This window comes from Pseudoalteromonas sp. SIMBA_162 (assembly GCF_046535955.1).
Lineage (GTDB): Bacteria > Pseudomonadota > Gammaproteobacteria > Enterobacterales > Alteromonadaceae > Pseudoalteromonas > Pseudoalteromonas marina.
In genome coordinates, this window is sequence record NZ_JAWJBQ010000001.1 from 259,031 (window position 1) to 285,838 (window position 26,808).

Genomic DNA, 26,808 nt, shown 5'->3' on the forward strand with positions numbered 1-26,808 from the left:
GACACACAATGAAAAAATACAACCTTATAACCGCCTCACTTTTAGCCTTAGGATTAACAGCTTGTGGTGCACAAAACACAAGCACAACTAATGAAAGTACTTCAGCAAAAGTTACATCGGCACCAGGCGCCCCAGGGGTAGAGCCATTTTGGGCGTATGCAGGCAAAACAGGTATTGGCACATCGTTTGAAGAATATAAAAACGGGCAGTACAGCGATACAACCGCAACAGGCAATGTGTCTAAAGTATGGTTTTCTATTGCTCAAGGAATGATCACCGAAACCATGTTTGGGCTTATTCACCAAGCGCAAATAAAAGACATGCAATTTATAGTAACAGGTAATGATTTTACCGTTACCGAAGCGGATGACTTAGACGTAAGCATTGATTACTTATACAAAGATGAGCAAGGCAGACCGCTTTCGCTTGCTTATAAGGTAACAAGTACCGATAAGCAAGGCCGCTTTAGCTTAGAAAAGCACATATTTACTGACCCAGATGGGCAAACCTTGTTTGTACGCAGCGTATTTAATACTGAGCTTGAAGGGCTAAAAGCGTATGTGGCTGTTAATCCGTACATTAATAATAACGGCTTAGATGACTTTGCTAAAACAACAGATCAAGGGCTTGTCGCATGGGAAGGCGATAACTATTTAACATTACAATCAAGTTCACCTTTTAAAGCTAAAACAGTAGGATTTACAGGTGAAAGTGATGGTATTAATGCACTTAAAACAACGCAAGCAATTAATAATCAGTATACAAATACCGGTGAAGTTTCAGGTAATGTAAACATGCTTGCAGAACTCGGTGATATTAGTAACAACACCACATTTGATTTAGCGTTAAGCTTTGGTAAAACGCAGCAGCAAAGTATTCAGCAAGGCGAACAAAGTTTGGCTAAGGGCTACCAAGCCGTACTCGATCATTACAACGGTAAAGGCGATGCGCTAGGTTGGCAAGATTACCTACAAAGCCTTAAACCACTAAATACAATGACTGAACAAACTGCCGATAACGGCAAGCTTTTATACACCAGTGCTATGGTTTTAAAAGCGCAAGAAGATAAAACACACGCGGGTGCGCTTATTGCGTCACTGTCAAACCCATGGGGAGAAACCGTATCTGCTAAAGAGGGCTCTACGGGTTATAAAGCGGTATGGGTACGCGATTTTTATCAAGTAGCTATGGCTTTTATGGCGCTCGGCGATACCGCTACAGCTAAAACAGCGTTCGAATACCTTGAAAAAGTACAAGTTAACAGCAGTACACCGGGTAACAATGGTGATACTGGCTGGTTTTTACAAAAAACACATGTTGATGGTGAACTTGAATGGGTGGGTGTCCAGCTTGACCAAACAGCCATGCCTATTATGCTTGCTTGGAAACTTCACCAAGCTAATGTACTTAGCGATGAAGAGCTAAAAACTTGGTATGGCAAAATGTTAAAACCCGCAGCTGATTTTTTAGTTGATGGTGGCTTAGCTAAAATTTTATGGAACGACACGCAGATCACTCCACCGGCAACACAGCAGGAGCGCTGGGAAGAGCAAGAAGGGTATTCTCCTTCTACTACTGCCGCAATTGTTGCAGGGCTGATAACAGCAAGCGATATAGCAACACTTAGCGGTGACGATAAAAACGCAAAACGTTATTTAGAAACGGCTAAAAAGTATAACAGCGAAATAGAATCGCAAATGTTTACTACAAAGGGTAATTTAAAAGGCGAAAGTACCGATGGTGAGTACTTTATTCGGATCGGTCAGGATACTGACGCCAATTCAAACACTAAAATTAACGCCAATAATGGCCGTGAAGGGTTTAATAAAAAGCAAATATTAGATGGTGGTTTTTTAGAGCTAGTACGCTATGGCGTTCGCCGTGCAACCGACGAAAGTATTGTTAAAACACTGCCTGAATACGACGATGAAACGCTTGAAGATAACCTACAGGTAAAATATAGCTTTAGTTTTGAAGACGGGACCGGCACATTTGCAGGCTACCGCCGTTACGGTAACGACGGTTACGGCGAAGATGAAGTAACAGGCACAAATTACGCAGAAGGTGGCGCTAACACACCAGGCCAACGTGGTCGTGTATGGCCATTTTTCACCGGTGAACGTGGCCATTACGAAATAGCGGCAGCCAACGCTACCAAAACATTGAATGATGCTAAGCAGGCTGATATTAGAAATAGTTACGTAAAAGGTTTAGAACAATTTGCGAATGAAGGCATGATGCTGCCTGAGCAAGTATGGGATGGTGTAGGTGTCAACAAAGCGGGTTATGAACTAGGCGAAGGTACTAATTCAGCAACCCCACTGGCATGGACTCATGCTGAATACGTTAAGCTAGTGCGCTCACTAAGTGATAAACAAGTATGGGATCATTACCCAGTTGTTGAAGAATCGCTAAAGAAATAATACATCATACCAATTCGCATAATTAAGTGATTTATTTGAGGGCTAGAAAAACGCGTTGATAGCTTGGCTAAAAAATTAGCTACTTAGTTGTTCTAAATGAGACATTTTTAACGCCGTTAGCGACAAGTTTAGCCCCAAAAAATGATTAAGTATTATTGAGGAACGGTATATAAAATACTGTAACTGGAAAAAGGGCTTCTAAATAAATTTAGAAGCCCTTTTTCTATATCCTCACTTAATACACAAAAAGTGCTCTTCAAATAAAATGAATGCCACTTTTTTATTTATATTATTTGAGACCACATTCATTATCAAACCATGATAACAACTCTGTATAAAACTCTTTTTTATGATCGTAGAAAAGCGTATCGGAAAAGTGATCGGCATCTTCTAGCTCAACATATTTAAAGTCTTTTTTATACTTCTCAAGCTCTGATACGAAGTCTCTACTGTGTTTTACTGGAACACGACTGTCTATATCACCATGTATAACCAATATAGGAACATTTACCTTTTCTACTTGTTCTACAGGGGATACACCTGAAATAGTAGGGCGTTGTAAAATACTTAAAAAGCGATTTTCGTTAAGGGTTGCATTTATACGACTTAAATCACTTACCCCAGCACCGGCAACAACACATTTGTATATGTTGTTTTCACGCATAGATGCAGCAAATGCAGCGTAACCACCATAGCTCCAGCCAAATAAAGCAAGTTTATCTTTTGTCGCTAAGCCTTTTTTGATCAAGTACTGCGCAGCATCGTCTAAATCATCTTGTTTTTTCAAGCCCCAGTTATTATCACCAGCCATCCAATGCTCTAAACCGTAACCAGTAGAGCCACGATAGTTTGGTTGAATAACTACATACCCATGATAAGCAAGTAGCTGTGCCCAATCATCAAACACAATGGAATCTCGCACCCAAGGGCCACCATGAGGAAGCACTACCGCAGGGTAAGGGCCTTTAGTAGCCGGGATGGTTACATATGCTTTTATTTTACGACCATCTCTAGCTTTATAAGAGATATACTTAACGGTTCCTAGCTTACTCTTATCAATAAACGGGAGTCGATCACCAATTTTAGTTAGTTTTTGCTTATTAGTAACAATGTAATAGCTGCCAGGATTGTCGTCAGCAGATACTCTAACCACTAATACGTTATCGTTTTCAGAGCTACTAACAATTTGTACAAATTTACCCTTAAATAGGGAGGAAACAGATTCGTTAAGTGCTTGAAGGTTAGGATCTGTGAAATAAAACTTAGGTTGCTTGGTTGTATAGCGAAAGCCTTGTAAAGTGCCGTCGGTATCAAGTACGACACCATCGGTATCTACAGATTTAAGACCAAATTGTCGGTCAGTGTACTGACCTGTTTTGATATTGTATATATAAATACCAGTCGTATTTTCGCCCAAGTTAGCGTTTACATAAACTTCGTTAGGGTTACCTTTCGCAAATCCTAATATCTCAAAGCTTTCACGCTTTTTAGGGCTAACTTGCTTAATTACTTTCCAGTCATCACTGCCTTTATCGCGTGCGTAATAATCAATTGCGTTATCAGATTTATTCCAACCTTGGGCTATTCTTATTTCACCATCGTAATCAGATAAAAACGAGCCTGATACTTTTTCATTACCACGCATTACAGTAACACTTCGTCCAGTATTAATATTAAATCGGACTACATCTGGAATGTAGTTATTATTAATATCAACCTCTACGAGTACTTCATCTTTTTTGTCTGGAAGTATATTGATTATATTAAATTGAACATTTCGCTTTTTCTTAAACGGTAATAACCAGTCACCTTTACCATCTGCATCTGTTATTGCAAATTTGTTTACCCAGTATTTGCGACTACCATCTTCAAGTATTTGCCTAAACATAACGCCAATTTTTTCATCGTTTAACCATACGATGGAAGATATCAACATCTTATCAGCACCTAATCTTACAGGTTCTGCTTCTAGATTATTAGGATCTCGTATCTCAATAATATAATCACCATCTTTGGTAGTCGCTCTTAAAATAGCAAGCTTATTACCATCTGGTGATGCTACAACGCTCCGAATAGCAGCCGACATTGAGAAAGCATCGATACTACTCACTTGCGTCGTATCTTCAGTTTCGCTATTGGCGAAAGAAGATAGGCTTAGTAAGCTCAATCCTACTAACATTCTTTTTTTTAGTTTCATTTTTATTCCTTCAAAAAAAATGGCCTAAAATTTTAGGCCATTTGTATTGAAATTTACTTAGCCATTCTAAATTAGAATGATGCTGTAAAGCTGATGTAAGGGCTTCGACCAGAGGTATCGTAACCAACACCCAGTGGGATGTTAGTATTTGAGAAAGACCCACTCGGATCTACTTTTGGTGGCGCTTCATTAAATACGTTACGGACACCTAAGTTAACTTTGTATGCATCGTTAGACCATGTAAGACCAACGTTGTGCACAAAGTAGTCATCAGTGAAACCAACAGGGCGACACTTAAGTGCTTCACCATTAGCGTCAGTTAAACCACGACATCCTGCAGTACCTTCTTCAAACTCACCTAAATCATCTTCATCTTCACGACCTTTACCGATGAAACGAGTTTCCCAGTTAAATCTAAAATCAGAGTACTTCAGTTGTAAGCGAGCTGTACCACGCCATTCTGGTGAATCTGGTTCACCCATATTATCGTCAATTGTACCAAGCACATCATATACTTGTTCAGTCATACGTGTTGCTTGAAGGTCTAGAGTAATACCTAAATTTTGCTCGGCTATAACAGTATCAGTTTCGAAATAAACGTTGTAGTCAAAACCTTTAGATGAGATTAAGCCAATATTAATAAAGCTAGCATCAACCAAGCTAATTTGACCATTAGCATTACGGTTTATTCTGTCACAGAATGCTTCATTACCGTCTGCAGAGTAACATTGTGCAATGCTGTATCCTGCACTTGGCTCTGCAATACTGTTGGTAACCTCAATATCAAAGCGCGTCAATGATAGAGTTAAATCAAACGCTTCACTGAATGGTTGTTCAAAGATAAAGCCGTATGTTTTTGCTACAGAGGTTTCAGGTTGAAGCTCTGTAGTACCACCAGTTTCTATTTCAGCACTATATCCTGCAGTGTAAACTGTTGTTCCGTCTTGACCTAAGCCAAGCGAAGTAGGATCAACACCAGATGCTTGACAAGCGTTCAATACCGCAGCATCACGAGTTTCTTCAGCTGCATTATATGTCGCTGCAGCGCCTGGATTTAATGGATCAATATCACGTGCATCTTCAGGTACAACACATGGATCTGCAACTGTATTAAAACCAGAGGTACCATTTAAGAAACGTTCACGTAAATTTGGTGCTCTGTATGAAGTACCTTTCGTAGCTCGAAGTGTGAACCAATCTACAGGTCGATAAATGGTTTTGATACTGTACGTAGATTCAGCATCGTAAAAAGACTCTTCAGAAACACGACCAGAGGCCGTAAACGTTAATTCTTCTGCACCTTTAAGACCTTTAAGCAAAGGGAATTCAACTTCAGTAAATACCTCTTTTAGATTTCGTGCACCATCGGCTCCTTGGTCAGAGAAGTAACCCCAAAGCAAGCCTTGAGCTGCTGCAGCATTCGGGTTTGATTCAATTTCGTCACGTCGATATTCAACACCAACAATACCAGCTACAGTTTCATCGTTCCATGGTAATGCAAAGAAATCACCGCCCATGAACGCATTGAATACGAATTGGTTTACCTTAGTCTCTATATCACGGTCAATGAATAAGTACGCCGCTTCTTCAGGTGAAAGCGTTCCGCCACCTTCTTGATATATACTATCAGCAAATAAATTTACAGGAACACAGCCATCAGAACCTGTACCACAAGTAACAGTGCCGTCATCATTGAGTACAGATGTTTCTAGAGAGTAAAGTAATCGTTCTTCATCAATACCCACACGGTGATCATCACCTTTAGATGCGCTGTAAGATACGGATGCATCATAGTACCAGTTGTTTAAACCGACATTCTCAAACATCCCTAAGTTACCCGTTACACCTGAGACTAAGCGATATTGAGAAACTTCAACATCAGTACGGTCACGATCTCCACGAATATTTATAATAGGGCGAACTGTTTCAGGGCCTCCAGGACCTACACCTAAAACGCCAAAACAATCAATGCCATTTGTTCCACAAGGGTTGTATGGGTTTGTTTCTGGTACATACTCAAAAATTTGTGCGCCTGGGCTAAAAATTGGTGATTTACGACTTGCGTATAAACCTTCGTAATAAAATGTAGTATCGTTATCATCTTGAAAGTTATATTCACCGTTTAGCATTAACGAGATGCGTTCATTTTTACTTCTGTAATCACCGCTTTTGTAATAATCAGATTGTTGGAATGCATATAGTGGGTTTTGGAAGTCAACATCACGGAAACCATCACCATCACCATCAACAAATACACCATCATTAATCCCATCACCATCAAAATCACCCGCTACCCAAGATGGAAAAAATCCTTCAAGACTTGCAGGAACAGTTGATTCACTAAAATTAGGTATCCCTGTATTCGTAAAATTAGGTGTGTAGTAAACACTTCCAAAAAACGAAGGAACACTAATGCGATTCGTTAAAGGAAATATGTCACAAGAGTCTTCACCACTTGCAACTGGACCATAGCCACTATTGCGCGTAACAATGCTTCCATCTTCTGCTTCCCAAATACGCTCTTCACAGCCTTTAACAAAAGGATTACCAGATAGAGATTGAGATTTTTGCTCAGAGTACTCAACACCGACTGTTATAAAACCATTGTCCATGGTTTTACCCCACATACCAGATAGTACAGTTTCTTCTCCGCCTTCACCTTTAGGCTGACGATACGATGCGTCGAAAATGAATCCTTCAACATCTTTTTTCAATATTACGTTAGCTACACCGGCTACCGCATCAGAACCATAAACAGTTGATGCACCGTCAAACAAGTTTTCAACTCGTTCAACCATAACACCTGGTATTAAGTTAAGATCTGGAGAAGTTGGTGCACCACCAACGCCAGCAGGAGCCATTCTTCGGCCATTAATTAGTACAAGAGTACGCTCTGCACCTAAACCACGAAACCCGATTGTTGCAGCGCCCGGACCGTTATCTAATACAAAACCACCAAATGTATTATCTATTTGTGTACCTGCAGCTTGGCTTGTGGATTGCAGCATAGAGCCTGCGTCAAACAACCCCATTTCGCGTGATAAATCGCCATTGATAATTTGAATTGGGGACGCATTAGAGAATTCTGCTTTTCGTATACGAGAGCCGGTAACAACAATTCTCTCAGGACCTTCTTCTTCTAATTCTACGTCTGCGTTTAACTCTTCCTGCGCCAATACATTGGGGGCAAGTGCTACAGAGCCTAACAATAAAGAGTACCTTACTGCATTTGATAGAGCTTTGGTTTTGAACATATTAAAATCCCTGTGATATTTTTTTTATAATGTTTAACAACTTATATATAAAAAGATAGATAAGTCACAATAAATTTACATCATGATGCGTGTTATGTAAATCGGTCCAATTCAAAAAACATTGCATTTCAACAGGTATAATGATTAAGAATGATAATTGGTGTACGTGAAAGTGCTGGGGTAAATGTAAGATATTGTTTTTTATGGTTAAATTATTGTGTTGATTTGCCTTGCAATTTGTAAACAAATGTAAATCAGGGAGGTGTTACATTTGTTTAAATTTCATGACTTTTCTTAATATTTAACTCGATCCGCGAGCAATTAACACAGGGGGTAAAAGGGTGCTTTGCACATCTTCTTCTCTGATTAGTTTGAGTAAATTTTCAACGAGCATTTGCCCTGCAAGAGTTGTATTTTGTTCTATGGTTGTCAGTGGTGGGTTTACAAAACTGGCTATAGCTATGTTATCAAACCCGACTACAGCGACATCTTTAGGGACATTAATGTTTGCTTCTTTGAGTGCTCTGATAGCACCAATTGCAATTAAGTCGCTTGCTGCAAACAACGCATTAAATTTAATATTATTGGCAATGAGCGAGCGAGTTGCATGATAGCCCGATTCTTCCGTTGAAATAGCGTTAGCCATTTTACGTTCATTTATTGCGATATTGTTAGCTTCTAGCTCGTCCTTAAACCCTTGAAAACGAGCAAAAAATTCCGGGCTGTGGTCAGAAGCATCGCCAATAAATGCACAATCTTGTCTGTTGTGAGCTATAAAATGAGCCGCAGCTTGTTTACCACCACCGTAATTGTCACAGCACACGGTTAAATCAGGTCTGTTATCTACCGTTGCCCCCCAACATACAAATTTAGTGTTTTGCTCAAGCAGTGTTTTAAATTTAGGCTGAAAATCAATGTAATCGCCATAACCAAGCAAAATAATGCCATCGGCTCTGTGGCTATCTTCGTAATCGGCTTGCCAATCTGCACTGGCTGATTGAAACGATACTAATAAATCGTAGCCTTCTTTTGCACACGCGCGTGTAATACTGCCGAGCATAGATAAAAAGAACGGGTTAATTTGTGATTCGTCTGAGGTAGGGTCTTCAAATAATAAAAGTGCGAGTGTGCTGCTTTGTTGCGTGCGCAAGTTGCTTGCGTTTTTGTCGACCTTGTAATTAAGTTTTTTTGCAATGTCATGAACACGTTTACGTGTTTCTTCGTTAACAAGCGGGCTATTTCGTAAAGCGCGAGATACAGTTGATTGAGATACCCCTGCATAGTGGGCAATATCAAATGATGTAGCTTTACCTTTCATTATCACAACTTAGTTAATGTAATACACAATAGTGCCATTTTCGTTTATTAATTAAATATTTCAAGCTTTTTGTGTTTAATGTAAATTATTTATTGATTTGACTGTGACACCGGTGTCATAATATTTATGTTTTATCATTTTGTTGTCAAAACGAATTGGCTGTTTGTAATTGCTACAGGCAGCATTTTTTCTCTGATAGCCGCTTTAGGGTGATAGCCTAAAGCAATTACACCAATGGTTTACTATTGTAGAACAAAAAGCACTGATTGCTTAAACAAAAGAGATAACACCATGAGCCTAAACTCTTCTACCCAATTTGATCCTATTTTAGTTGCCGATGTTGGTGGCACTAATGCTCGTTTTGCTTTAATTACATCGTTTGATGACACAACAAATCAATTTGCAATTGAGCATAATAATACGTTTCCTAGTGCTAATTTTGGCTCACTTGAAAAAGCACTCGAGCATTACTTATCAACCGTACCACATATTGTACCAAAACGCGCATGTTTGGCGGTTGCTGGCCCTATAAAAGCAGGGCAGGTGCATTTAACAAATTTAGGATGGCACTTTAGTGTTAACGATTTTAAGGCTTATTTTGAGTTAAATGAGCTTGATGTTATTAATGATTTTGCTGCTTTTGCTTACGCTGCACCTTACTTAAACCCATCTCAAAATGTTGTTATAAAAGCAGGTCAAGCTGATGACAATGCAAATATTGGTGTAATGGGGCCCGGAACTGGCTTTGGTGCGGCTTGTTTAGTCAGAACATCTCACTCTACTTCTGTTTTAAGTTCGGAAGGTGGGCACATATCGCTTGCAGCTGTAACAGAGCTTGATGCCTTGTTAATTCAAGAACTAAAAAAAGAGCATCAACACGTGTCTGTCGAAACCGTTTTTTCAGGCCCTGGTATTACCCACTTATATAAAGCAATGGCTGCAGTTAAAGGGCAATCGCCTAAAAATCTTGATGCTGCACAAATTAGCAGCTTAGCAAATAGTGGCGAATGTGATGTGTGCGATGCAACCCTGAATCAATTTTGTGATTGGATTGGCAGCGTAGCAGGCGATTTATCACTAGCTTATGGCGCATTGGGTGGCCTATTTATAGGTGGTGGAATATTACCGCGTATGCAAGCTCGATTACTTGAAAGCCGTTTTGTTGAACGCTTTTCGCAAAAAGGGATTATGTCGCAATACACAGGGCAAATACCTGTTACATTAGTGACACAAGACAACATACCTTTAATTGGCGCAGCGGCGTGTTTGCACAACGCAAATTAGTTTTTTGTTGATTGCATGTGGAAAATAGAGTGATGAAGAAAGTAACAATCAACAGCGTAGCAAGTCATGCTGGCGTATCTAAAAAGACAGTATCGCGGGTTCTAAATAACGAGCCCAACGTGAGTGCAGCCACTCGCGAAAAAGTACTCGCTGTGTTTAAAGAGTTGGATTACACGCCAAACCCTATAGCGCGTGGGTTAGCACAAAATCGAAGTTTTATTATTGGTTGTTTATACGACAACCCAAGTAAAAGCTACATAACCCGTGTTCAAACAGGGGCTCTAGCCGCTTGCCAAGAAAACAATTACAACTTGCTAATTCACCCATGTGAATGCAGAGGTGATGCTTTAATTAGCAACGTTGAGCAGTTACTTCAAACATCCCGTTTAGATGGTATTGTACTTACGCCACCTTTTGGTGATTTTCCTGAGCTGGTTGAGTTTTTAACAGCTAAAAAAATCCCGTTTGCGAGAGTAGCGTCCGCAATTTTACAAGATGAATCTATTTCTGTTCGTAGTAACGATGAGCAGGGCGCATTTGAAATTACAGAACATTTAATCAGCCTTGGTCACAAGTCAATTGCATTTATTAAAGGTCACCCCGATCACAGTGCAACACAGCAGCGCTTTAAAGGCTACAGGCGTGCATTAGCCGATCACAATATTGAGTTTGACGAGCGATTAGTTGAAGAGGGTAACTTTAGTTACCACTCGGGTGTAGACAGCGCCCGCAGTATTTTAGACTTGTCGCCACGGCCTACGGCTGTATTTGCATCGAACGATTACATGGCAGCAGCGGTGCTAAAACTTGCAACACAAAGGCAATTGCGTGTACCTGACGACATATCTATAGCTGGTTTTGATAATGCACCTATTGCACGCCACATATGGCCAGGGTTAACAACCATAGCCCAACCAGTAGAAGAGATGACAAAGCTTGCTGTTACTCAATTAATTAATCACATTACAGAGCCTCAAGAACAGCCTTTTCAAATTACGCTTGAATCGCGTTTAATAACGCGTGAATCAACAGCTCGCGTAAACCCATAAAATATTTTTCACAGTAGCCTGAATAAGAGTGACGCTTATTCAGGCTTTTTTTTTGCCCGTAGCTTGATAAAAGTCTGTATGTACACAAGAATTTAAGTGTTCATTAATTGGTCATGATAAAAAGTTAAATTAATTTTAGCGGTCAGGGTTGACACCGGTGTCATAGCTATGAGTTAATACAGTGACACCGGTGTCAGGTTTGTTGTGAGAGGCTCCCTGATATCGTACCTTTGAACGGGTCAATCAAAGATGCTCAGTACAGTTATTTACGTGGAGTCTGTAATTGCTACTGAGCCTTTATCCTCTAACTAATAGAGATGAGTTAATTATGTTACATCCTCGAATTCAAGAAGTTACCCAACGCGTTATTGAACGCAGTAAACAAACCCGTCAAGATTATTTAGATCGTATTTCGCATGCAAAAAAACAAACAAGAGTTCGTGCGGGATTAGGCTGTGGCAACATTGCCCATGTAATGGCAGCTTGTAGCAGCGACGATAAAGCGCGCTTAAAAGCAGATGAAGTGCCAAACTTAGCTATTATCAATTCATACAACGACATGCTATCTGCGCATGTACCTTACAAAGATTACCCAGACGTAATCAAAAGCATTGCAACTAAGTTTGACGCAACCGCTCAGGTAGCGGGTGGCGTTCCTGCAATGTGTGATGGTGTTACGCAAGGGCGTGACGGCATGGAATTATCGCTTTTTTCTCGTGATGTGATTGCAATGTCTACCGCTGTTTCACTATCACATGATGTGTTTGATGGCGTTTTTTGTTTAGGCGTATGTGACAAAATTGTCCCAGGTTTATTAATTGGCGCATTATCATTCGGCCATTTACCTGTGTTCTTTTTACCAGCAGGCCCAATGCAGTCGGGTATCCCAAATAAAGAAAAAGCACGTATTCGTCAAAAGTTTGCACAAGGCTTAGTAAGCCGCGAAGACTTGCTAGAAGCTGAAAGTGCATCTTACCACAGCGCGGGTACTTGTACGTTTTACGGTACTGCTAACTCAAACCAAATGCTTATGGAAATAATGGGCTTGCACCTTCCAGGCAGCTCATTTATCAACCCATACACAGAGCTTCGCGATGGACTAACAGGTAATGCTGTAGAAACCATGCTTAAGCAACTTACAGATGATAAAGAAAGCCCGTGTTTAGCAGAGGTAATTAGCGAAAAAACCATTATTAATGGTTTAGTTGGCTTGCTATCAACAGGTGGTTCTACTAACCATGCTATTCATATCGTTGCAATTGCTAAGGCTGCTGGTATCCAAGTTACGTGGAAAGACATGTCTGATTTATCAGAAGTTGTCCCACTTCTTACACGCATTTACCCTAACGGCTCTGCGGATGTAAATCATTTCCAAGCAGCCGGCGGCATGGGCTTCTTAATGCGCGAACTAGCAAGCGCAGGCTACTTACACACAGACGTTAAAACAATGCTTGGCGATGGTCTTGCGCCATACATGACAGAGCCGCGTTTAGACAAAGACGAAAGCCTGATCATGAGCGATTCAAATGGTCCAAGCAAAGTGAAATGGGTTGATTGCCCTGCTAATTCACTTGATGAAGAAGTGCTTCGTCCTGTAAGTAATCCATTTAGCAAACAAGGTGGCTTGCAACTGCTTACTGGTAATTTAGGTAAAGCGGTTATTAAAGTGTCTGCTGTTGCTGAAGAGCATCAAGTCGTTACTGCACCTGCTAAAGTTTTCAACTCGCAAGGAGCATTACAAGAAGCGTATACCCGCGGCGAGTTAAATCAAGACTTTATAGCTGTGCTTAAAGAGCAGGGCCCTAAAGCGAAAGGTATGCCAGAGCTTCATAAATTAACGCCAGTAATGGCAACCCTTCAAGACCAAGGTTTTAAAGTTGCTATTGTAACTGACGGTCGTATGTCGGGTGCATCAGGTAAAGTTCCTGCTGCAATTCACCTAGCACCAGAAGCTGTTGAAGGTGGCATAATTGCAAAAATTCAAGAAGGCGACTTAGTAACTTTAGATGCCCCTAACGGAATTTTAAAAGTACATGTTAGCGACGATGAGCTTGCAAAACGTGAGCTTGAAATTAGCCAGCCAAGCTTAACATTTGGTACGGGACGTGAGTTATTTACTGGATTTAGAAATATCGTAAGCAGTGCCGATTTAGGCGCGAGTGCTTTTGGACTTGAATAATAATTAGCCGAACTGGGTAATGAGGAACAAGTAATGAGTATTGAAAAAATCTTAGCATCGGCACCCGTTGTGCCAGTGGTTGTAATCGAAAAATTAGAAGATGCTGCACCACTTGCTAGAGCGTTATACAACGGTGGCTTAAAAGCACTTGAAATTACACTGCGTACGCCAATTGCAGCAGAAGCTGTAAAGTTGATGAAAGCTGAAGTGCCAGAAGCTTTTGTTGGTACGGGAACTGTAGTTGATAAAGCAAGCTTTGAAGCATCAGTGGCTGCAGGTGCAGATTTTATGGTTAGCCCAGGTGTGAGTACTGAGTTATTAGCACTTGCAAAAGAGTCAGACATTCCATTTTTACCTGGTGCTGCAACTGCGAGCGAAGTAATGCAGTTAGCAAGTCATGGTTTTAAGTATTTAAAATTCTTCCCTGCTGAAGCTGCAGGCGGAACGGCAATGCTTAAGTCTATAGGCGGACCATTACCACATATTACTTTTTGCCCAACAGGTGGCATTAGCCTAGCAACTGCACCTAACTATTTAGCACTTAACAATGTTATTTGTGTTGGTGGTACATGGATGCTAGACAAACAACTAATTGAAAATAAAGACTGGCAAGCCATTGAAGCGCTTGCTCGCCAAGCAAGTGAACTTAAATAGGAGTCTCAAATGATTAATGTAGCAATTAACGGTTATGGTCGTATCGGTCGCAATGTATTACGTGCGCTTTATGAATCAGCACAAAACAGTGAAATTAAAATTGTAGCAATTAACGATTTAGCACCGGCTAATGTAAATGCACATTTAACACAGTTTGACTCAGTTCATGGTCAATTTTCTAAAAAAGTAACACTTGCAGATAACACCATGCTGATTGGTGATGACGTAATTACACTTACTCAAGAGCGTGACCCTGCAAACCTACCGTGGAAAGAGCTAAACGTAGATATCGTTTTAGAATGTACGGGCTTTTTCACTAAGCGTGAAGACGCGGCTAAGCACATTACAGCTGGCGCTAAAAAAGTTATTGTATCTGCTCCTGGTAAAGATTTAGATGCAACAGTAGTTCACGGCGTTAACAGCGATGTAATTAATGCTGATAGCAACATTATCTCTAACGCATCTTGTACGACTAACTGTTTAGCACCTATTGCAAAAGCAATTAACGACACAGTAGGTATTGAGCAAGGTAGCATGACTACAATTCATGCTTACACAAACGATCAAAACTTATCTGACGTTTACCACCCAGATCTATACCGTGCGCGTAGTGCAACACAATCTATGATCCCAACTAAAACAGGTGCTGCTGCAGCTGTTGGTTTAGTACTTCCAGAGCTTGCGGGTAAATTAGACGGTATGTCGGTACGTGTACCTACTATTAATGTTTCTTTAGTTGATTTTACGTTTATTACTAAGCGCGAAACAACTGCTGAAGAAATTAACGAAGTAATGAAAGCCGCAGCAACAGGTTCAATGAAAGATATCTTAGAATACAACGAGCTTCCGCTTGTTTCTATTGATTTTAATCACAACCCTGCGTCATCAATTTTTGATGCAACGCAAACAAAAGCTGAAGGCAAACTAGTTAAAGTAATGGCTTGGTACGATAACGAGTGGGGCTTCTCAAACCGCATGTTAGACCAAGTTAAAGCATTAGGTCAGTACTTATAATTGACCCTGTAAAAGTTTAGCTTTATCCAATCAAGCCTGCATTATGCAGGCTTTTTTTGCTTAATTTATACCAATTCGTTTAATAAGGTGCTTAATGCTTTAAAGCTAGGGCGTGATGCAATAACGCTGTTGGTAGAACGCGTTGCTATATCGGACATTTTACCAAACAATTCGTCTTGCTTAACTGCTGCGCTAACAGTACTTAGTAAATCCTCTATTAAACAACCAAAAGCGCGGACTTCTATTAATTGTATTTGCTTTTGCTGATATTCGCTAAGCATAGCTAAATTTGTTGCTGCTCCAAAATCGCCAAATAAAACGTCATAGTGTTCATTTATCATGGTGTTATGGGCGTAAATATCGCCGTGGCTTACCTTATTCGTATGGAGGTGAGTAAGAGTATTTGCCATTTGTTTTGCTATTTTATAAACAGCTTCAATAGAGTAGTTGCAACCGTCATTAAACGTATCGCGTGTACATGTTTCTAAACTTGGTGGTAAGCCTAAATTAGTATAATTGGTATCTATTAACTCCATTACTAAGCCAAGTTGTTCACTTTGCTCTATGTAGCTTAATACCTTTATTAAGTTTGCATGATTAGCAGCTTGTAGGCAGCAATTCACCTCATCAAGTGGGTAACCATCGCTGGTGATCGCGCCTTTAAAAAGTTTCACTGCAACATTATTATGTTCTGTTTTTGCAAGATGAATAACACCCGATGCGCCTTGGCCTATTACTTTTTTAAGCTGAAAATTTTCAAGTGGGGTATTTTTCAACGTACTTTTAGTTAAGCACTGCGCTTTATTAAAGTCGTTACCTGCAAAGGCAAGCCAAGCAAGTTTTGGTAATTCTAGTAGCCAGTCATCGAGTTTTATTAGGTTGTTTGCAGAGAGCCTAACAAGCTCTAAATTAGTACAGTTAGCCATGCTTGCTGGTAAATTTTTCAGGTTATTACCCGCAAGTGCAAGCTTTTTAAGTTGGGTGTAATTACCAAAGTCGTCAGGTAATTCGCTTAGATTATTATCGGTGAGAATAAGCCACTCAATATTTTTTGGCAGGCTGTTTGGTGCAAACTCCGATATTTGGTTACCTTTAAACGCAACCATAATTAAAGCAGGGCATTTAGCCAATACTGAGGGTATATGTTTAAATTGATTAAACGACAAAAACACACGCTTAAGGCGATGCAAACACGCAAACTCGTCTGGTAAATCACTTAAATTATTATTAGAAAGATCAAGTACTTCAAGTGTATCGGCAAGATTAAAAATGTCTGTTGGAAACTCAGATAATTGCTCAATCAGCTGTAAGTGCTTTGCACCGGCTAACTTACCAGCCTTTAGCTCTGAAAGGGTATTCATTAATTTATAAAGCCCTGTAAATAAAAAAGCCAACATGGCTGTTGGCTTTAATTAACATGTAGATGAAGTTTAGAATTGCGCGTTATGATAAACGTTTTGTACGTCGTCACAATCTTCTAGCATAGCTAAAAAGCGCTCCATTACTTCAACATCTTCACCTTCAATTGGCGCTTCTACTTGTGGTACAAACGCGATTAAGTCTTCGTCAAATTCAGAAATGCCCATTTCTTCTAATGCAGTACGTGTGTTGTTGTATTCAGTATGAGGTGCGAATACGGTTACTTTACCGCTGTCTACTTCTACATCGGTTACATCAACGTCAGCCATCATAAGCGCTTCAAGAACAGCTTCATCATCGTCGCCATCAAAAACAAAAATAGCTAAGTGATCAAATAAATGTGACACCGAATTTTGTGCGCCAATTTTAGCATTTGCTTTTGTAAAACAAACGCGTACGTCTGCAAATGTACGTTTGTTGTTATCGGTTAAACAGTCAACAATAATCATACAGTTACCAGGGCCGTAACCTTCGTAACGTGTTGCTGCGTAGTCTTCACCGCCGCCGCCTTTTGCTTTTTCAATTGCGCGTTCAATTACGTGTGCCGGCACTTGGTCTTTTTTTGCACGTTCAATTAAACGGCGTAATGATAGATTACCATCTGTATCTACACCGCCATTTTTAGCACAAATATAAATTTCTTTACCGTACTTAGAATAAACTTTAGTTTTAGCACCCGCAGTTTTAGCCATTGAATCTTTTTTGTTTTGGTAAGCTCTTCCCATCTGCGTTTCGCCTTAATTTTATAAATAACTGAAAAAATAATAGACCGTATTCTAAAGGTAAATGGCATTAAGGGCTAGTACGGAATGGGGAACATTAATAGTTAAAAAGCTAAAATAACCATTTGAATAAAAGAATATGCTTAAAATAAAACAGCCCGCTGTTGCGGGCTGTTTAGTTTTTGTTTACATGTGTATTAGTGTAATTACCAAATACGAACGCGTTCTTCTTCTGGCAAATACAAGGCATCACCAGGTTTTACGTCAAATGCTTTGTACCAAGCATCGTGGTTACGCGGTGCTTGTGCTCTAAAGCGACCCGGTGCATGTGTGCCACCGCGTAGTTGATTTAACATACTTTGCTCAGTACGTTTTTCTTTCCATACTTGTGCCCAAGCTAAAAAGAAACGTTGATCGCCGGTTACACCGTCAATTACAGGCGCTTCTTTACCATTTAGGCTTAGTTTGTATGCGTGGTAAGCCATGGCTAAACCACCCACATCACCAATATTTTCGCCTAGGCTATTACGCCCATTTACAAAGTTACCTTCAATAGGTTCGTATTTACTGTACTGTGCGGCAAGTTGGTCTGCTTTTGCATCAAATGCAGCGCGGTCTTCGTCTGTCCACCAGTTACGTTGAATACCGTTAGCATCAGATTTTGAACCCTGATCATCAAATCCATGGCCCATTTCGTGGCCAATTACAGCACCAATGCCGCCGTAGTTAACCGCTGGATCGGCATTTGGATCAAAAAACGGAGGTTGTAATATAGCGGCTGGAAATACAATTTCGTTAAACGAGCTATTGTAGTATGCATTTACACGTTGTGGTGTCATGCCCCAACGGTTACGGTCAGTTTTTTGTAGTTCTTTTTCTACGCTTTCAGCGCGGAAAAATTCACGCATGTTTTTAACGTTACCTACTAAATCGTTTTGGCTAATAGTTAAACCATCGTAAGACTGCCATACATCTGGGTAACCAATTTTTGGAACAAATGCTGCTAACTTAGCACGTGCGTTTACCTTCGTTTCAGCGCCCATCCAATCAAGATTATCAATTCGCTCACCTAATGCTGAACGCAGGTTTTCAACCAGTTCAGACATTTGTTGTTTAGATGATTCAGGAAAGTATTGGTCAACGTAAATTTTACCAATAGCAAAGCCTAGCGAGCTTGTACCCGACATTTCGTTAATAGCGCGTTTCCAACGAGGGCGTGGTTCTTGCTGGCCGTTTAGTTCTTTGCCATAAAATGCAAAACGTGTATTAAAAATATCTTCAGAAAGTAAACCTGCATTACCGCTAATTGCATGGTAGGTTAAGTAGTCTTTCCAAACCGCTAAATCTTCATTATTGATAAGCTCAATCATGGCTTTAACCGGTTCAGGCTGAGATACATTAAGTTGAGGTACTTTGTATCCTGTTTGCTCAAAATATACATCCCAGTTAAAACCAGGGTATGTAGCTGCTAAATCTTCACGTTTAATTTGATTTAACGACAGGTCGCGATTACGTCGTTTTTCGCGCGGCCAATGGCCTTGTGCTATTTTAGTTTCAAGCTTTAGTATGGCTTTTGCGCGTTCTGTTGTGTTATCAACATTGGCAAATTTTAGCATGTCGGCAATATGAGCCACGTAAGCTTCACGGGTTTTAACAAAACGCTCAGCATCTTCTAAATAGTAAGAACGGTCTGGTAAACCTAAACCACCAGCGCCTAACGACATTTCGTATTTATTTGGGTCTAAACGGTTAAACCACATACCACCACCAATAGGAGTACGAAGGCCCGATAACCACGATTGCCCAAATACATAAGCTAAGTCGTCGGTAGATTCCATATTACTAATTTGATTTAACAGCGGTTGAATAGGTTTAACACCAAGTTCATTAAGTGTGTCGGTATCCATGTACGAATTATAAAAATCAGCAACCAATTGCTCTTCAGCGTTAAGCTCTTTACGTGCTGCAATGTCTTCAATAATTTTTTTAACACGGTCTTCACTACGTTCTGCTAAAGCCGAAAACGCACCATAACGCGTTTTGTCAGCTGGCATATTGTAGTTGTCGTACCATGTGCCACTGGCGTACATGAAAAAGTCATCACCAGGCTTAACGGCTTCGTTACGCGCTGATAAATCAACACCAAAGCTACCTAATTCAGCTTTATTGCTAACAACTGTATTTTCTGTGCTTGCAGTTTGAACTCCACTGCTTGTAGTTTGTGGCTCTGAACAGCCCGTTATAAAAGTGGCAGCTAAAGCCGCTGCAATTAAACTCTTTTTCATTGTTTATCCCCCTGGATAATGAATTTGTTAATTTTTGTTATAAAAATATCATTTTGATTGTTATGTATAAAAGACAGGCACACAATTCTTTTGAGGTGAATCACAGCCTGACCCGATAAAACCAATAAACAACGCAAGCAACAAGCTACCAACATAAATTCATCAACAGGTTAATCTTGTTGTTGTAATGCCCACATATTTGCATATTCACCGCCCAAGGCCAGTAACTCATTATGTTTGCCTTGTTCAACAATTTGGCCTGATTTAAGCACAATGATAGAGTGTGCATCGGTAATGGTTGATAAGCGATGCGCAATTACAATACTGGTATGCTCGCTGGCTACTTCATGCATTGCCTTTAATATTGCTTGCTCAGCCTGAGAGTCGAGTGCCGATGTGGCCTCGTCAAATATTAAAATAGGGGATTGTTTTAAAATTGCGCGTGCAATTGCAATTCGCTGTTTTTCGCCACCGGATACTTTTAAACCGCGTTCGCCAACTCGCGTTTTATCGCCATCAGCCAACGTGTTAATAAAACCTTTTAGATGGGCCATTTCAATCGCTTTATCAATATCGGTGTCGCTTGCAGAAGGGCGGCCATAGGCAATATTTTCACGAATTGTTGTATTAAATAAAACGGTATCTTGCGGAACGATAGCAATGGCTTTACGAAGGCTATCAAGCGTAACAGAGCTAATTGCTTGGTTATCAATGGTAATACTGCCCGAAGTTACATCGTAAAAACGATAGAGCAGGCGCGCTAATGAACTTTTGCCGGCACCACTTGCGCCCACAATCGCCACTTTACTACCCGCTTTAACCTTAAAGCTAATATTATCAAGAATAGGGCGGTTTGCATTGTAGCTAAAACTGACGTTATTAAAGGCAATTTCCCCCTTTTTTACATTAAGGGTATTTGCATTTGGAGCGTTAGTGACTTGTGGTTTTTTATTGAGTAAGCCCAGCATATTTTCTAAATCGGTAAGGGCGCGGCGGATTTCACGGTAAACAAATCCTAAAAAGTTAAGCGGTAAAAATAATTGGATCATATACGCGTTTATCATTACTAATTCACCAATGCTTAGTGACCCTGTTACTACCTCGCTTGAACCTAACCACATTAACGCAGTGATGGCACTGGCAATAATTAATGCTTGCCCTGAATTAAGCGCAAGCAAAGACATCCTATTTTTTAAACGCGCGGTTTCCCAATTAGCTAAAAATGAGTCGTATGTGTTGGCTTCAAACTCTTCGTTGTTAAAGTACTTTACAGTCTCGTAGTTTAGCAGGCTGTCAATTGCGCGAGTGTTACTGAGGTTGTCAGCCGCGTTTGATTCACGAATAAAACGGTTACGCCACTGAGTGACCGTGACAGTAAAAAATATATACACGCCTACAGCAAGGAGCGTAATTAAAGCAAACCAGACAGAAAATAGCGTCCCAAAAATAATCGCGACGGTGAGGATTTCAAAAAGGGTGGGTACAATGTTAAACATTAAAAAGCGCATTAAAAAGCTGAGTCCACTGGTACCTCGTTCTATGTCACGGCTTATACCACCAGTTTGCCTGTCTAAGTGAAATGCAAGTTCAAGCGAGTGTAAATGCTTAAATACTTTTAGGCCAATATTGCGCATGGCATGTTCGGTTACACGCGAGAACACTGCATCGCGTACCTCGCCTAAAAACACGCTAGCGAAACGTAAGCTGCCGTACATAAGTAACAATAAAGCGGGAATGACCAATACTGGGTTTATTGACTTATCAACCGAGTCGATAATTTCTTTAAGTGCCCAAGGCATTAAAAGAGTGGCGCCTTTGGCACCAATAAGCGCTAAAAGCGCAATAAAAACACGCCATTTAAACTTTGTAATGTAAGGCCACAATGTTTTAACGCTTTGTTTTAAATTCATGGCATCTGCACGTTTTTCAACGTTTTGTCTGGAGCGCATTATTTTTCTCGATTAAATACTTAATTATTAAGCATTGTATTTTAAATAGTAGCCCTAATATACTAGTCATCCTTTATTTTAGTTTGATTTAAGTATGTTTAAATTTCGTGTTTTTATAACTGCTTTTTTGCTACTCGCTGCACTTTTTAGTGTGCAGAGCAATGCTGTGCAGGTAACACAAAATTTAAATCCAGCTGTCAATTCACATATTTTATTTACAGACACTATTGATAAAACTAAAACAAAGCCTACAAAAAAGTCTGCAGACGCACCTGCGCATAAAAAAACACAACACACCGATTTTGACTCACATCAACCAAGGCTTACAGCAAGTAATGCGTCACTTTTTTTGCACACAGTTCAAAGTGAGCCCGAATACGACGTTGTTTTTGAGTTTTTTGCGCAGCACCTTGTTAGGCAAATATTTTTACGCCCCCAAGCTGTAAATGCTATTCAGCCATGGTATACGCTTGTATATCATAGTAAAAAATTGCGTTTAAGTGGCTGGAAAGATGCCAACTTACTCTACAGAGCTGTAACTACCTACCACGCTTAATTTTCTTAGTTAATTTTTATTAGGTTTCAACGTTTTTCGTTTAAGCCTTGAGATTAATTGTACTTTTAAAAAGTACGTTGCCAGTAATTAACTGGTAATAAGGAAAAACCATGTTAAGTGTAAAAAAAGATCAAAAGCCATTTATGGCTAAATTTAAATTAAGCTATATAGCCATGCTTATTGTGCTGGTTTTATTAGCCATTAGCGCATTACCCAACTTATACCCTAATAAATCGTGGTTGCATGTATATAGCGCGCCACATAGCGAAACCCAAGCCGTGCCAAGCACTCAAGCCTTAGTTACTTTTTTAAATAACCAAGGCTTAAAAGTCGAGCAAGGCCTTGATAAGCAATCCACTATAAATATTTTATTAAACGAGCCAACTAAAAGCGCACAAGCGCAGGCAGCCATAAAGGCGCAGTACCCAAACACGCAAGTTAAAATTGTAGAGCATGCAACAAGCCCAATTTGGCTGCAAGAATTTGGTTTATCGCCAATAAAATTGGGACTAGATTTAAACGGCGGTGTGTTATTTGTACTCGACGTAGATTTAGATAAAGCCGTTGATGAGCAATTAGTCAGTGCGTATCAACAAGCCAAATCAATTATTGTTAAACAAAAAGCGCACGGCCTTAAAGTGCTGCAAACAGGGCACGGCTTTGAAATTAACGCGCTGCCTAATGCGGTGCAAAAACTTAACCCAGTGATTGATGAGCTACAAAGTCGCTTTGCTAATTTAGCGGTTACAACAACCAATAACGGCAATGTTAAAAACGCCAAATTTAGTTACTCAGAGCAAGGGCGCAGCAACTTTAATAAAGAAGTAATGAGCCAAACGCTTACTACGCTTCGCTCACGCATAGAAGAATTAGGTATTACTGAAGCCGTAACACAGCGCCAAGGAACACAGCGTATACGCATAGAACTGCCAGGTGTGCAAGATCCAACAGAGGCAAAGCGCATTATAGGTGCAACTGCATCACTTGGGTTTTATCAGTTAAAAGAAGTGGGTGGGCAAACATTTAATATGCAATCGGGCGGGACCATCAAACTTGATCCTGTGCCAATTTTTACCGGCGAGCATATTAATAATGCCAACATAGGGCGCGACGATTGGGGTAAACCCCTTGTGCAACTTAGCCTTGATGGGCAAGGCGGCGATGCCATGTCAGCGTTTTCAAAAGCAAATATTGGTAAACCTATGGCAACGGTTTACTCAGAGTACTCTCAAAACGCAAACGGTGAAACCGTTAAAAAAAGTGAAGTTATAAACGTGGCTAATATTGCGCAGCATTTAAGTTCACGTTTTAGTATTACCAATATGAAAAGCCAACAAGCAGCGGCCGATTTAGCCCTGTTATTACGAGCAGGTTCGCTGACTGCGCCGGTAACTATAGTGCACGAGCAAACAATTGGCCCAAGCCTAGGTCAAGAAAATATAACTCACGGCTTGGCCGCATTAATGCTGGGCATGGGTATTACACTTGCCTTTATGGCGCTGTGGTATCGCCGTTTAGGGCTTATTGCAAACGTCGCGCTGTTATTAAATTTAACGTCGCTTGTGGGGCTAATGTCGTTATTACCAGGGGTTGTGTTAACACTGCCGGGTATTGCCGGGCTTGTACTCACTATTGGTATGGCAGTAGATACCAACGTTATTATATTTGAGCGAATAAAAGAAGAGCGTAGAAAAGGCCGCTCTGCTTATCAAGCTATTCAAGAAGGTTACAAGCAAGCCGCTAACACCATATTTGATGCCAATATAACCACCATGATTACCGCGCTTATATTGTATGGAATAGGTTACGGCCCAGTTAAAGGCTTTGCCATAACATTGGCACTTGGCTTAATAACCTCAGTATTTACTGGCGTGTACGTATCAAAAGTACTAAGCCAAACGGTATATTTAAAAATGGCTAAAAAAGCAGGAGTAAATGCACATGCTTAACACTTTTTTAAAGGGCGAGGCGGGGTCGCGTCTGCGTTTTTCAGGCATGTTTTTGAGCACCATACTTGTACTGCTATCGGTATTTACGCTTAGTCAAAAAGGGCTTAATTTTGGACTCGACTTTACCGGTGGTTACCTAACAGAATTTACCACCAGCCAAGGTGTTGAGCTAAAACAACTGGAGCAATTTATTACTAAAAATCACAATGGCGAGTTTGAACTAACCGCACAAGGTAATAATCACTTTCAGCTACGCGAAGCGCCCAGCGGTTCAACAGCAAACAGCAATGATTGGCAAAGCGCCATTACACAAAATGCAGACATTAACGCCGAGGTTTTATCATCAGCGTATATTGGCTCACAAGTGGGTGATGAACTGTTTGAGCAAGGTTGTTTAGCGCTATTTTCAGCTATGGTTGCAGTAATGCTTTATTTAGCGGTACGGTTTGAATGGCGTTTAGCCGTAGGCTCAGTGGTTGCGCTAGTGCATGATTTATTACTGGTACTAGGGCTATTTTCGCTATTAAGTATTGAGTTTAATTTAACCGTACTTGCCAGTTTGCTGGCCATTATAGGTTATTCACTTAACGATTCTATAATAGTAGGCGATAGAGTACGCGAGCTTTTACGTGTTAAATCTAATAATGCACTTAGCCCTGCAAGTATTATAAATAGCGCGATTGAAAGCACTTTAACCCGCACACTTATTACGTCGGGTACCACGCTTGCTACAGTTGCAAGTGTTTGGTTACTCGCAGGTGCACCATTACAAGGCTTTGCCATTGCATTATTCACAGGCATTGTAGTGGGCACGTTTTCGTCTATTTGTATAGCGGCTACCTTACCCGAGCTTTTAGGGTTAAGTGCTAAAAATTACGAAGAAAAACAAGATGCAGAAACGCAAGCGTTGCTCGATATGCCCTAGCAATAAATGCTTTTAAAAATCTGCATTAAAACACTGGCGCTTAAAATAATGGTTTTAAGCGCCTTATAACGGTAAAATTGATCACATAGTTTACCGTATTGGTTATTAGCGCCTTTCATGAATAAATCCCACGTAATAGAACACCTTAAATTTGCACTTGAAGCGCAATTAAACAGCGCAAAACAAGCAGCAAAAGCCGCGCACGACGCCGCAACTCACGAAGAAAGCGTAGCAGAAACGCAGTACGATACCCTAGGACTCGAGGCTGCTTATTTAGCACAAGGGCAAGCTGAGCGTGTAAACGATTGCTACAAAAGCATTAAACAATTTGAAGCCATTTTTAAAGAGCCCACTCATAATAAAGTGATTATAAGTTCACTCGTTTGCCTAGAAGATGAAAACGCCCTACAAAAATGGTTTTATTTAGGCCCAGCCGCAGGCGGGTTAACGGTTGAAGTGAAAGGGCAAACTATTCAAGTTGTTACACCCGAAGCACCACTGGGTAAACAACTTTTAGGCAAACAGCTTGATGATGAAGTAAGTTTAACCATTGCAGGTAAAAACCATGAATATGAAGTGGTAGAAATTTTATAAAGCATTGGTTTTAGATGTAGGTCGGATAAGCGAAGCGCCATCCGACAAAGCTAATTTGTCTCTTGCCTCATAACATTACTAAAAGTCGTTTTGGTATATTTGAACAACATAAACTTCATAACATACATAATTACCTGTTTACATTAGAGTTGTTCGGTGGAATTATTGGGAGGTGTAATATACGCCGTTTTGGGGTCTTATAATCCTCCAAAGTGGAGTTTAATAAGCAGCTAACTGTTTCTATATCTGTGAGGTTGAAATTATATGATTGAGTCTAGGTATTGGAAAAGTGATTTAGTTAAATATGCTAATAGTTTCAAGCCTGTAGCTAAACCTGCATATTATTCTGAAAAGAAACAAGTTAATTTTGAAAAAGACGTTATTTTGTCTTTGTTTATGGTTAGAAAACTAGGTGAATCTTTAAAGCTGTCATCTAAAACACTTAAGAGTGGATTTACAGTTTTTTCATCTCTATCAATTAAGCAAGTCCATAATATGAATTTTTACGATATCGATGGGCTATATGACTTACAAACTGAAACTAAATACAGCAAAAACGTGCAATTTATATCGAATCAATTGATTCATGGCCGAGCAGTTTATGCCTATCGTGATAGTAGTAGAAATTGGGCTGGTATATATACGTGTTCAGACTTTGAAAGAGATAAGAGGATCTATAGAATTCCCGTATCAACAATTATTGATATACTAGAAACCGCCGCAAATGATTACCCAACAAAAATAGATTATATATATTGTAGTAAAAAACAGGATTATATAGTTACTACAAATTGAATGTAAACAGCTAGCAACACGCTCTGGGGTGGACGACTAGTAAAATTCAGCTATTAATTGCAAGTTTTAAAAGTGGTGAGCCTCTGAGTTTTAAGGCCGCTAAATACGTCGATTCATGGTAGATTGCATTCGTTTTCCAACACTTAAATACAACCCTTGTTCATTTAAATGCCAGTATCTAATAATAAATTAGGATGACACCCGGCCTAATTACCAACACGATAAACTATTACCTTTGTTCA

The 26,808-nt window shown here is 40.1% G+C and carries 18 protein-coding genes; 11 read left to right on the forward strand and 7 right to left on the reverse strand.

Going from position 1 to position 26,808, the window contains the following annotated elements:
* Positions 1 to 8: 8 nt before the first annotated feature.
* A complete protein-coding gene (locus tag R0J88_RS01125) occupies positions 9 to 2,423 on the forward strand; it encodes a glycoside hydrolase family 15 protein (protein ID WP_410898808.1) in 2,415 nt (804 codons plus the stop codon).
* Between the two features lie 289 nt (positions 2,424 to 2,712).
* On the opposite strand, the gene R0J88_RS01130 is transcribed toward R0J88_RS01125, so the two are convergent.
* From R0J88_RS01130 to R0J88_RS01140, 3 genes are all read right to left on the reverse strand, one after another.
* A complete protein-coding gene (locus R0J88_RS01130; RefSeq protein WP_410898809.1) occupies positions 2,713 to 4,620 on the reverse strand; it encodes an alpha/beta hydrolase family protein in 1,908 nt (635 codons plus the stop codon).
* A 71-nt stretch (positions 4,621 to 4,691) separates the two neighbouring features.
* On the reverse strand, positions 4,692 to 7,874 hold the full coding sequence (locus R0J88_RS01135; protein WP_006794586.1) for a TonB-dependent receptor: 3,183 nt from the start codon (positions 7,872 to 7,874) through the stop codon (positions 4,692 to 4,694).
* 301 nt (positions 7,875 to 8,175) lie between these two features.
* Positions 8,176 to 9,192 (reverse strand): LacI family DNA-binding transcriptional regulator, encoded by a 1,017-nt coding sequence (locus R0J88_RS01140; RefSeq protein ID WP_010557464.1) that lies wholly within the window; start codon positions 9,190 to 9,192, stop codon positions 8,176 to 8,178.
* 291 nt (positions 9,193 to 9,483) lie between these two features.
* Here R0J88_RS01140 and glk point away from each other — a divergent pair, with 291 nt between their 5' ends.
* The 5 genes from glk to gap all read left to right on the forward strand — a co-directional run bounded on the left by glk (position 9,484) and on the right by gap (position 15,372).
* Positions 9,484 to 10,476: a glucokinase gene (gene glk, locus R0J88_RS01145; protein ID WP_410898810.1), complete on the forward strand. Its 993-nt coding sequence runs from the start codon at positions 9,484 to 9,486 to the stop codon at positions 10,474 to 10,476.
* Between the two features lie 32 nt (positions 10,477 to 10,508).
* A complete protein-coding gene (locus tag R0J88_RS01150; RefSeq protein WP_410898811.1) occupies positions 10,509 to 11,525 on the forward strand; it encodes a LacI family DNA-binding transcriptional regulator in 1,017 nt (338 codons plus the stop codon).
* Between the two features lie 328 nt (positions 11,526 to 11,853).
* A complete protein-coding gene (gene edd / locus R0J88_RS01155) occupies positions 11,854 to 13,704 on the forward strand; it encodes a phosphogluconate dehydratase (protein WP_410898812.1) in 1,851 nt (616 codons plus the stop codon).
* 33 nt (positions 13,705 to 13,737) lie between these two features.
* Positions 13,738 to 14,358, forward strand: a complete 621-nt coding sequence (eda, locus tag R0J88_RS01160) for a bifunctional 4-hydroxy-2-oxoglutarate aldolase/2-dehydro-3-deoxy-phosphogluconate aldolase (protein WP_008131571.1) — start codon at positions 13,738 to 13,740, stop codon at positions 14,356 to 14,358.
* 9 nt (positions 14,359 to 14,367) lie between these two features.
* On the forward strand, positions 14,368 to 15,372 hold the full coding sequence (gene gap, locus R0J88_RS01165) for a type I glyceraldehyde-3-phosphate dehydrogenase (protein ID WP_008131573.1): 1,005 nt from the start codon (positions 14,368 to 14,370) through the stop codon (positions 15,370 to 15,372).
* Positions 15,373 to 15,437: 65 nt separating this feature from the next.
* Here gap and R0J88_RS01170 read toward each other — a convergent pair whose 3' ends face one another.
* The 4 genes from R0J88_RS01170 to R0J88_RS01185 form a co-directional block, all read right to left on the reverse strand.
* Positions 15,438 to 16,769 carry a protein kinase domain-containing protein gene (locus R0J88_RS01170; protein WP_410898813.1) on the reverse strand — a complete coding sequence of 444 codons (1,332 nt, stop codon included), beginning with the start codon at positions 16,767 to 16,769 and terminating at the stop codon, positions 15,438 to 15,440.
* Positions 16,770 to 16,802: 33 nt separating this feature from the next.
* The gene (locus tag R0J88_RS01175; RefSeq protein WP_006794578.1) at positions 16,803 to 17,516 is read right to left on the reverse strand and encodes a YebC/PmpR family DNA-binding transcriptional regulator; all 714 of its coding nucleotides are present in this window, start codon (positions 17,514 to 17,516) and stop codon (positions 16,803 to 16,805) included.
* Between the two features lie 203 nt (positions 17,517 to 17,719).
* Entirely contained in the window at positions 17,720 to 19,798 is a 2,079-nt protein-coding gene (locus tag R0J88_RS01180; protein ID WP_410898814.1) for a M13 family metallopeptidase, read from the reverse strand.
* A gap of 170 nt (positions 19,799 to 19,968) precedes the next feature.
* Positions 19,969 to 21,747, reverse strand: a complete 1,779-nt coding sequence (locus R0J88_RS01185; RefSeq protein ID WP_410898815.1) for an ABCB family ABC transporter ATP-binding protein/permease — start codon at positions 21,745 to 21,747, stop codon at positions 19,969 to 19,971.
* A 94-nt stretch (positions 21,748 to 21,841) separates the two neighbouring features.
* Here R0J88_RS01185 and R0J88_RS01190 point away from each other — a divergent pair, with 94 nt between their 5' ends.
* The 5 genes from R0J88_RS01190 to R0J88_RS01210 all read left to right on the forward strand — a co-directional run bounded on the left by R0J88_RS01190 (position 21,842) and on the right by R0J88_RS01210 (position 26,566).
* Complete coding sequence (locus R0J88_RS01190; RefSeq protein ID WP_410898817.1) at positions 21,842 to 22,303, forward strand: hypothetical protein; 462 nt, start codon at positions 21,842 to 21,844, stop codon at positions 22,301 to 22,303.
* 110 nt (positions 22,304 to 22,413) lie between these two features.
* On the forward strand, positions 22,414 to 24,252 hold the full coding sequence (gene secD / locus R0J88_RS01195) for a protein translocase subunit SecD (RefSeq protein ID WP_410898818.1): 1,839 nt from the start codon (positions 22,414 to 22,416) through the stop codon (positions 24,250 to 24,252).
* Positions 24,245 to 25,177: a protein translocase subunit SecF gene (secF, locus tag R0J88_RS01200; protein ID WP_410898819.1), complete on the forward strand. Its 933-nt coding sequence runs from the start codon at positions 24,245 to 24,247 to the stop codon at positions 25,175 to 25,177. The genes secD and secF overlap by 8 nt, the downstream gene beginning before the upstream one ends.
* A 117-nt stretch (positions 25,178 to 25,294) precedes the next feature.
* Positions 25,295 to 25,771 carry a GreA/GreB family elongation factor gene (locus tag R0J88_RS01205; RefSeq protein WP_410898820.1) on the forward strand — a complete coding sequence of 159 codons (477 nt, stop codon included), beginning with the start codon at positions 25,295 to 25,297 and terminating at the stop codon, positions 25,769 to 25,771.
* 264 nt (positions 25,772 to 26,035) lie between these two features.
* Positions 26,036 to 26,566: a hypothetical protein gene (locus tag R0J88_RS01210; protein WP_410898822.1), complete on the forward strand. Its 531-nt coding sequence runs from the start codon at positions 26,036 to 26,038 to the stop codon at positions 26,564 to 26,566.
* Positions 26,567 to 26,808 lie beyond the last annotated feature (242 nt).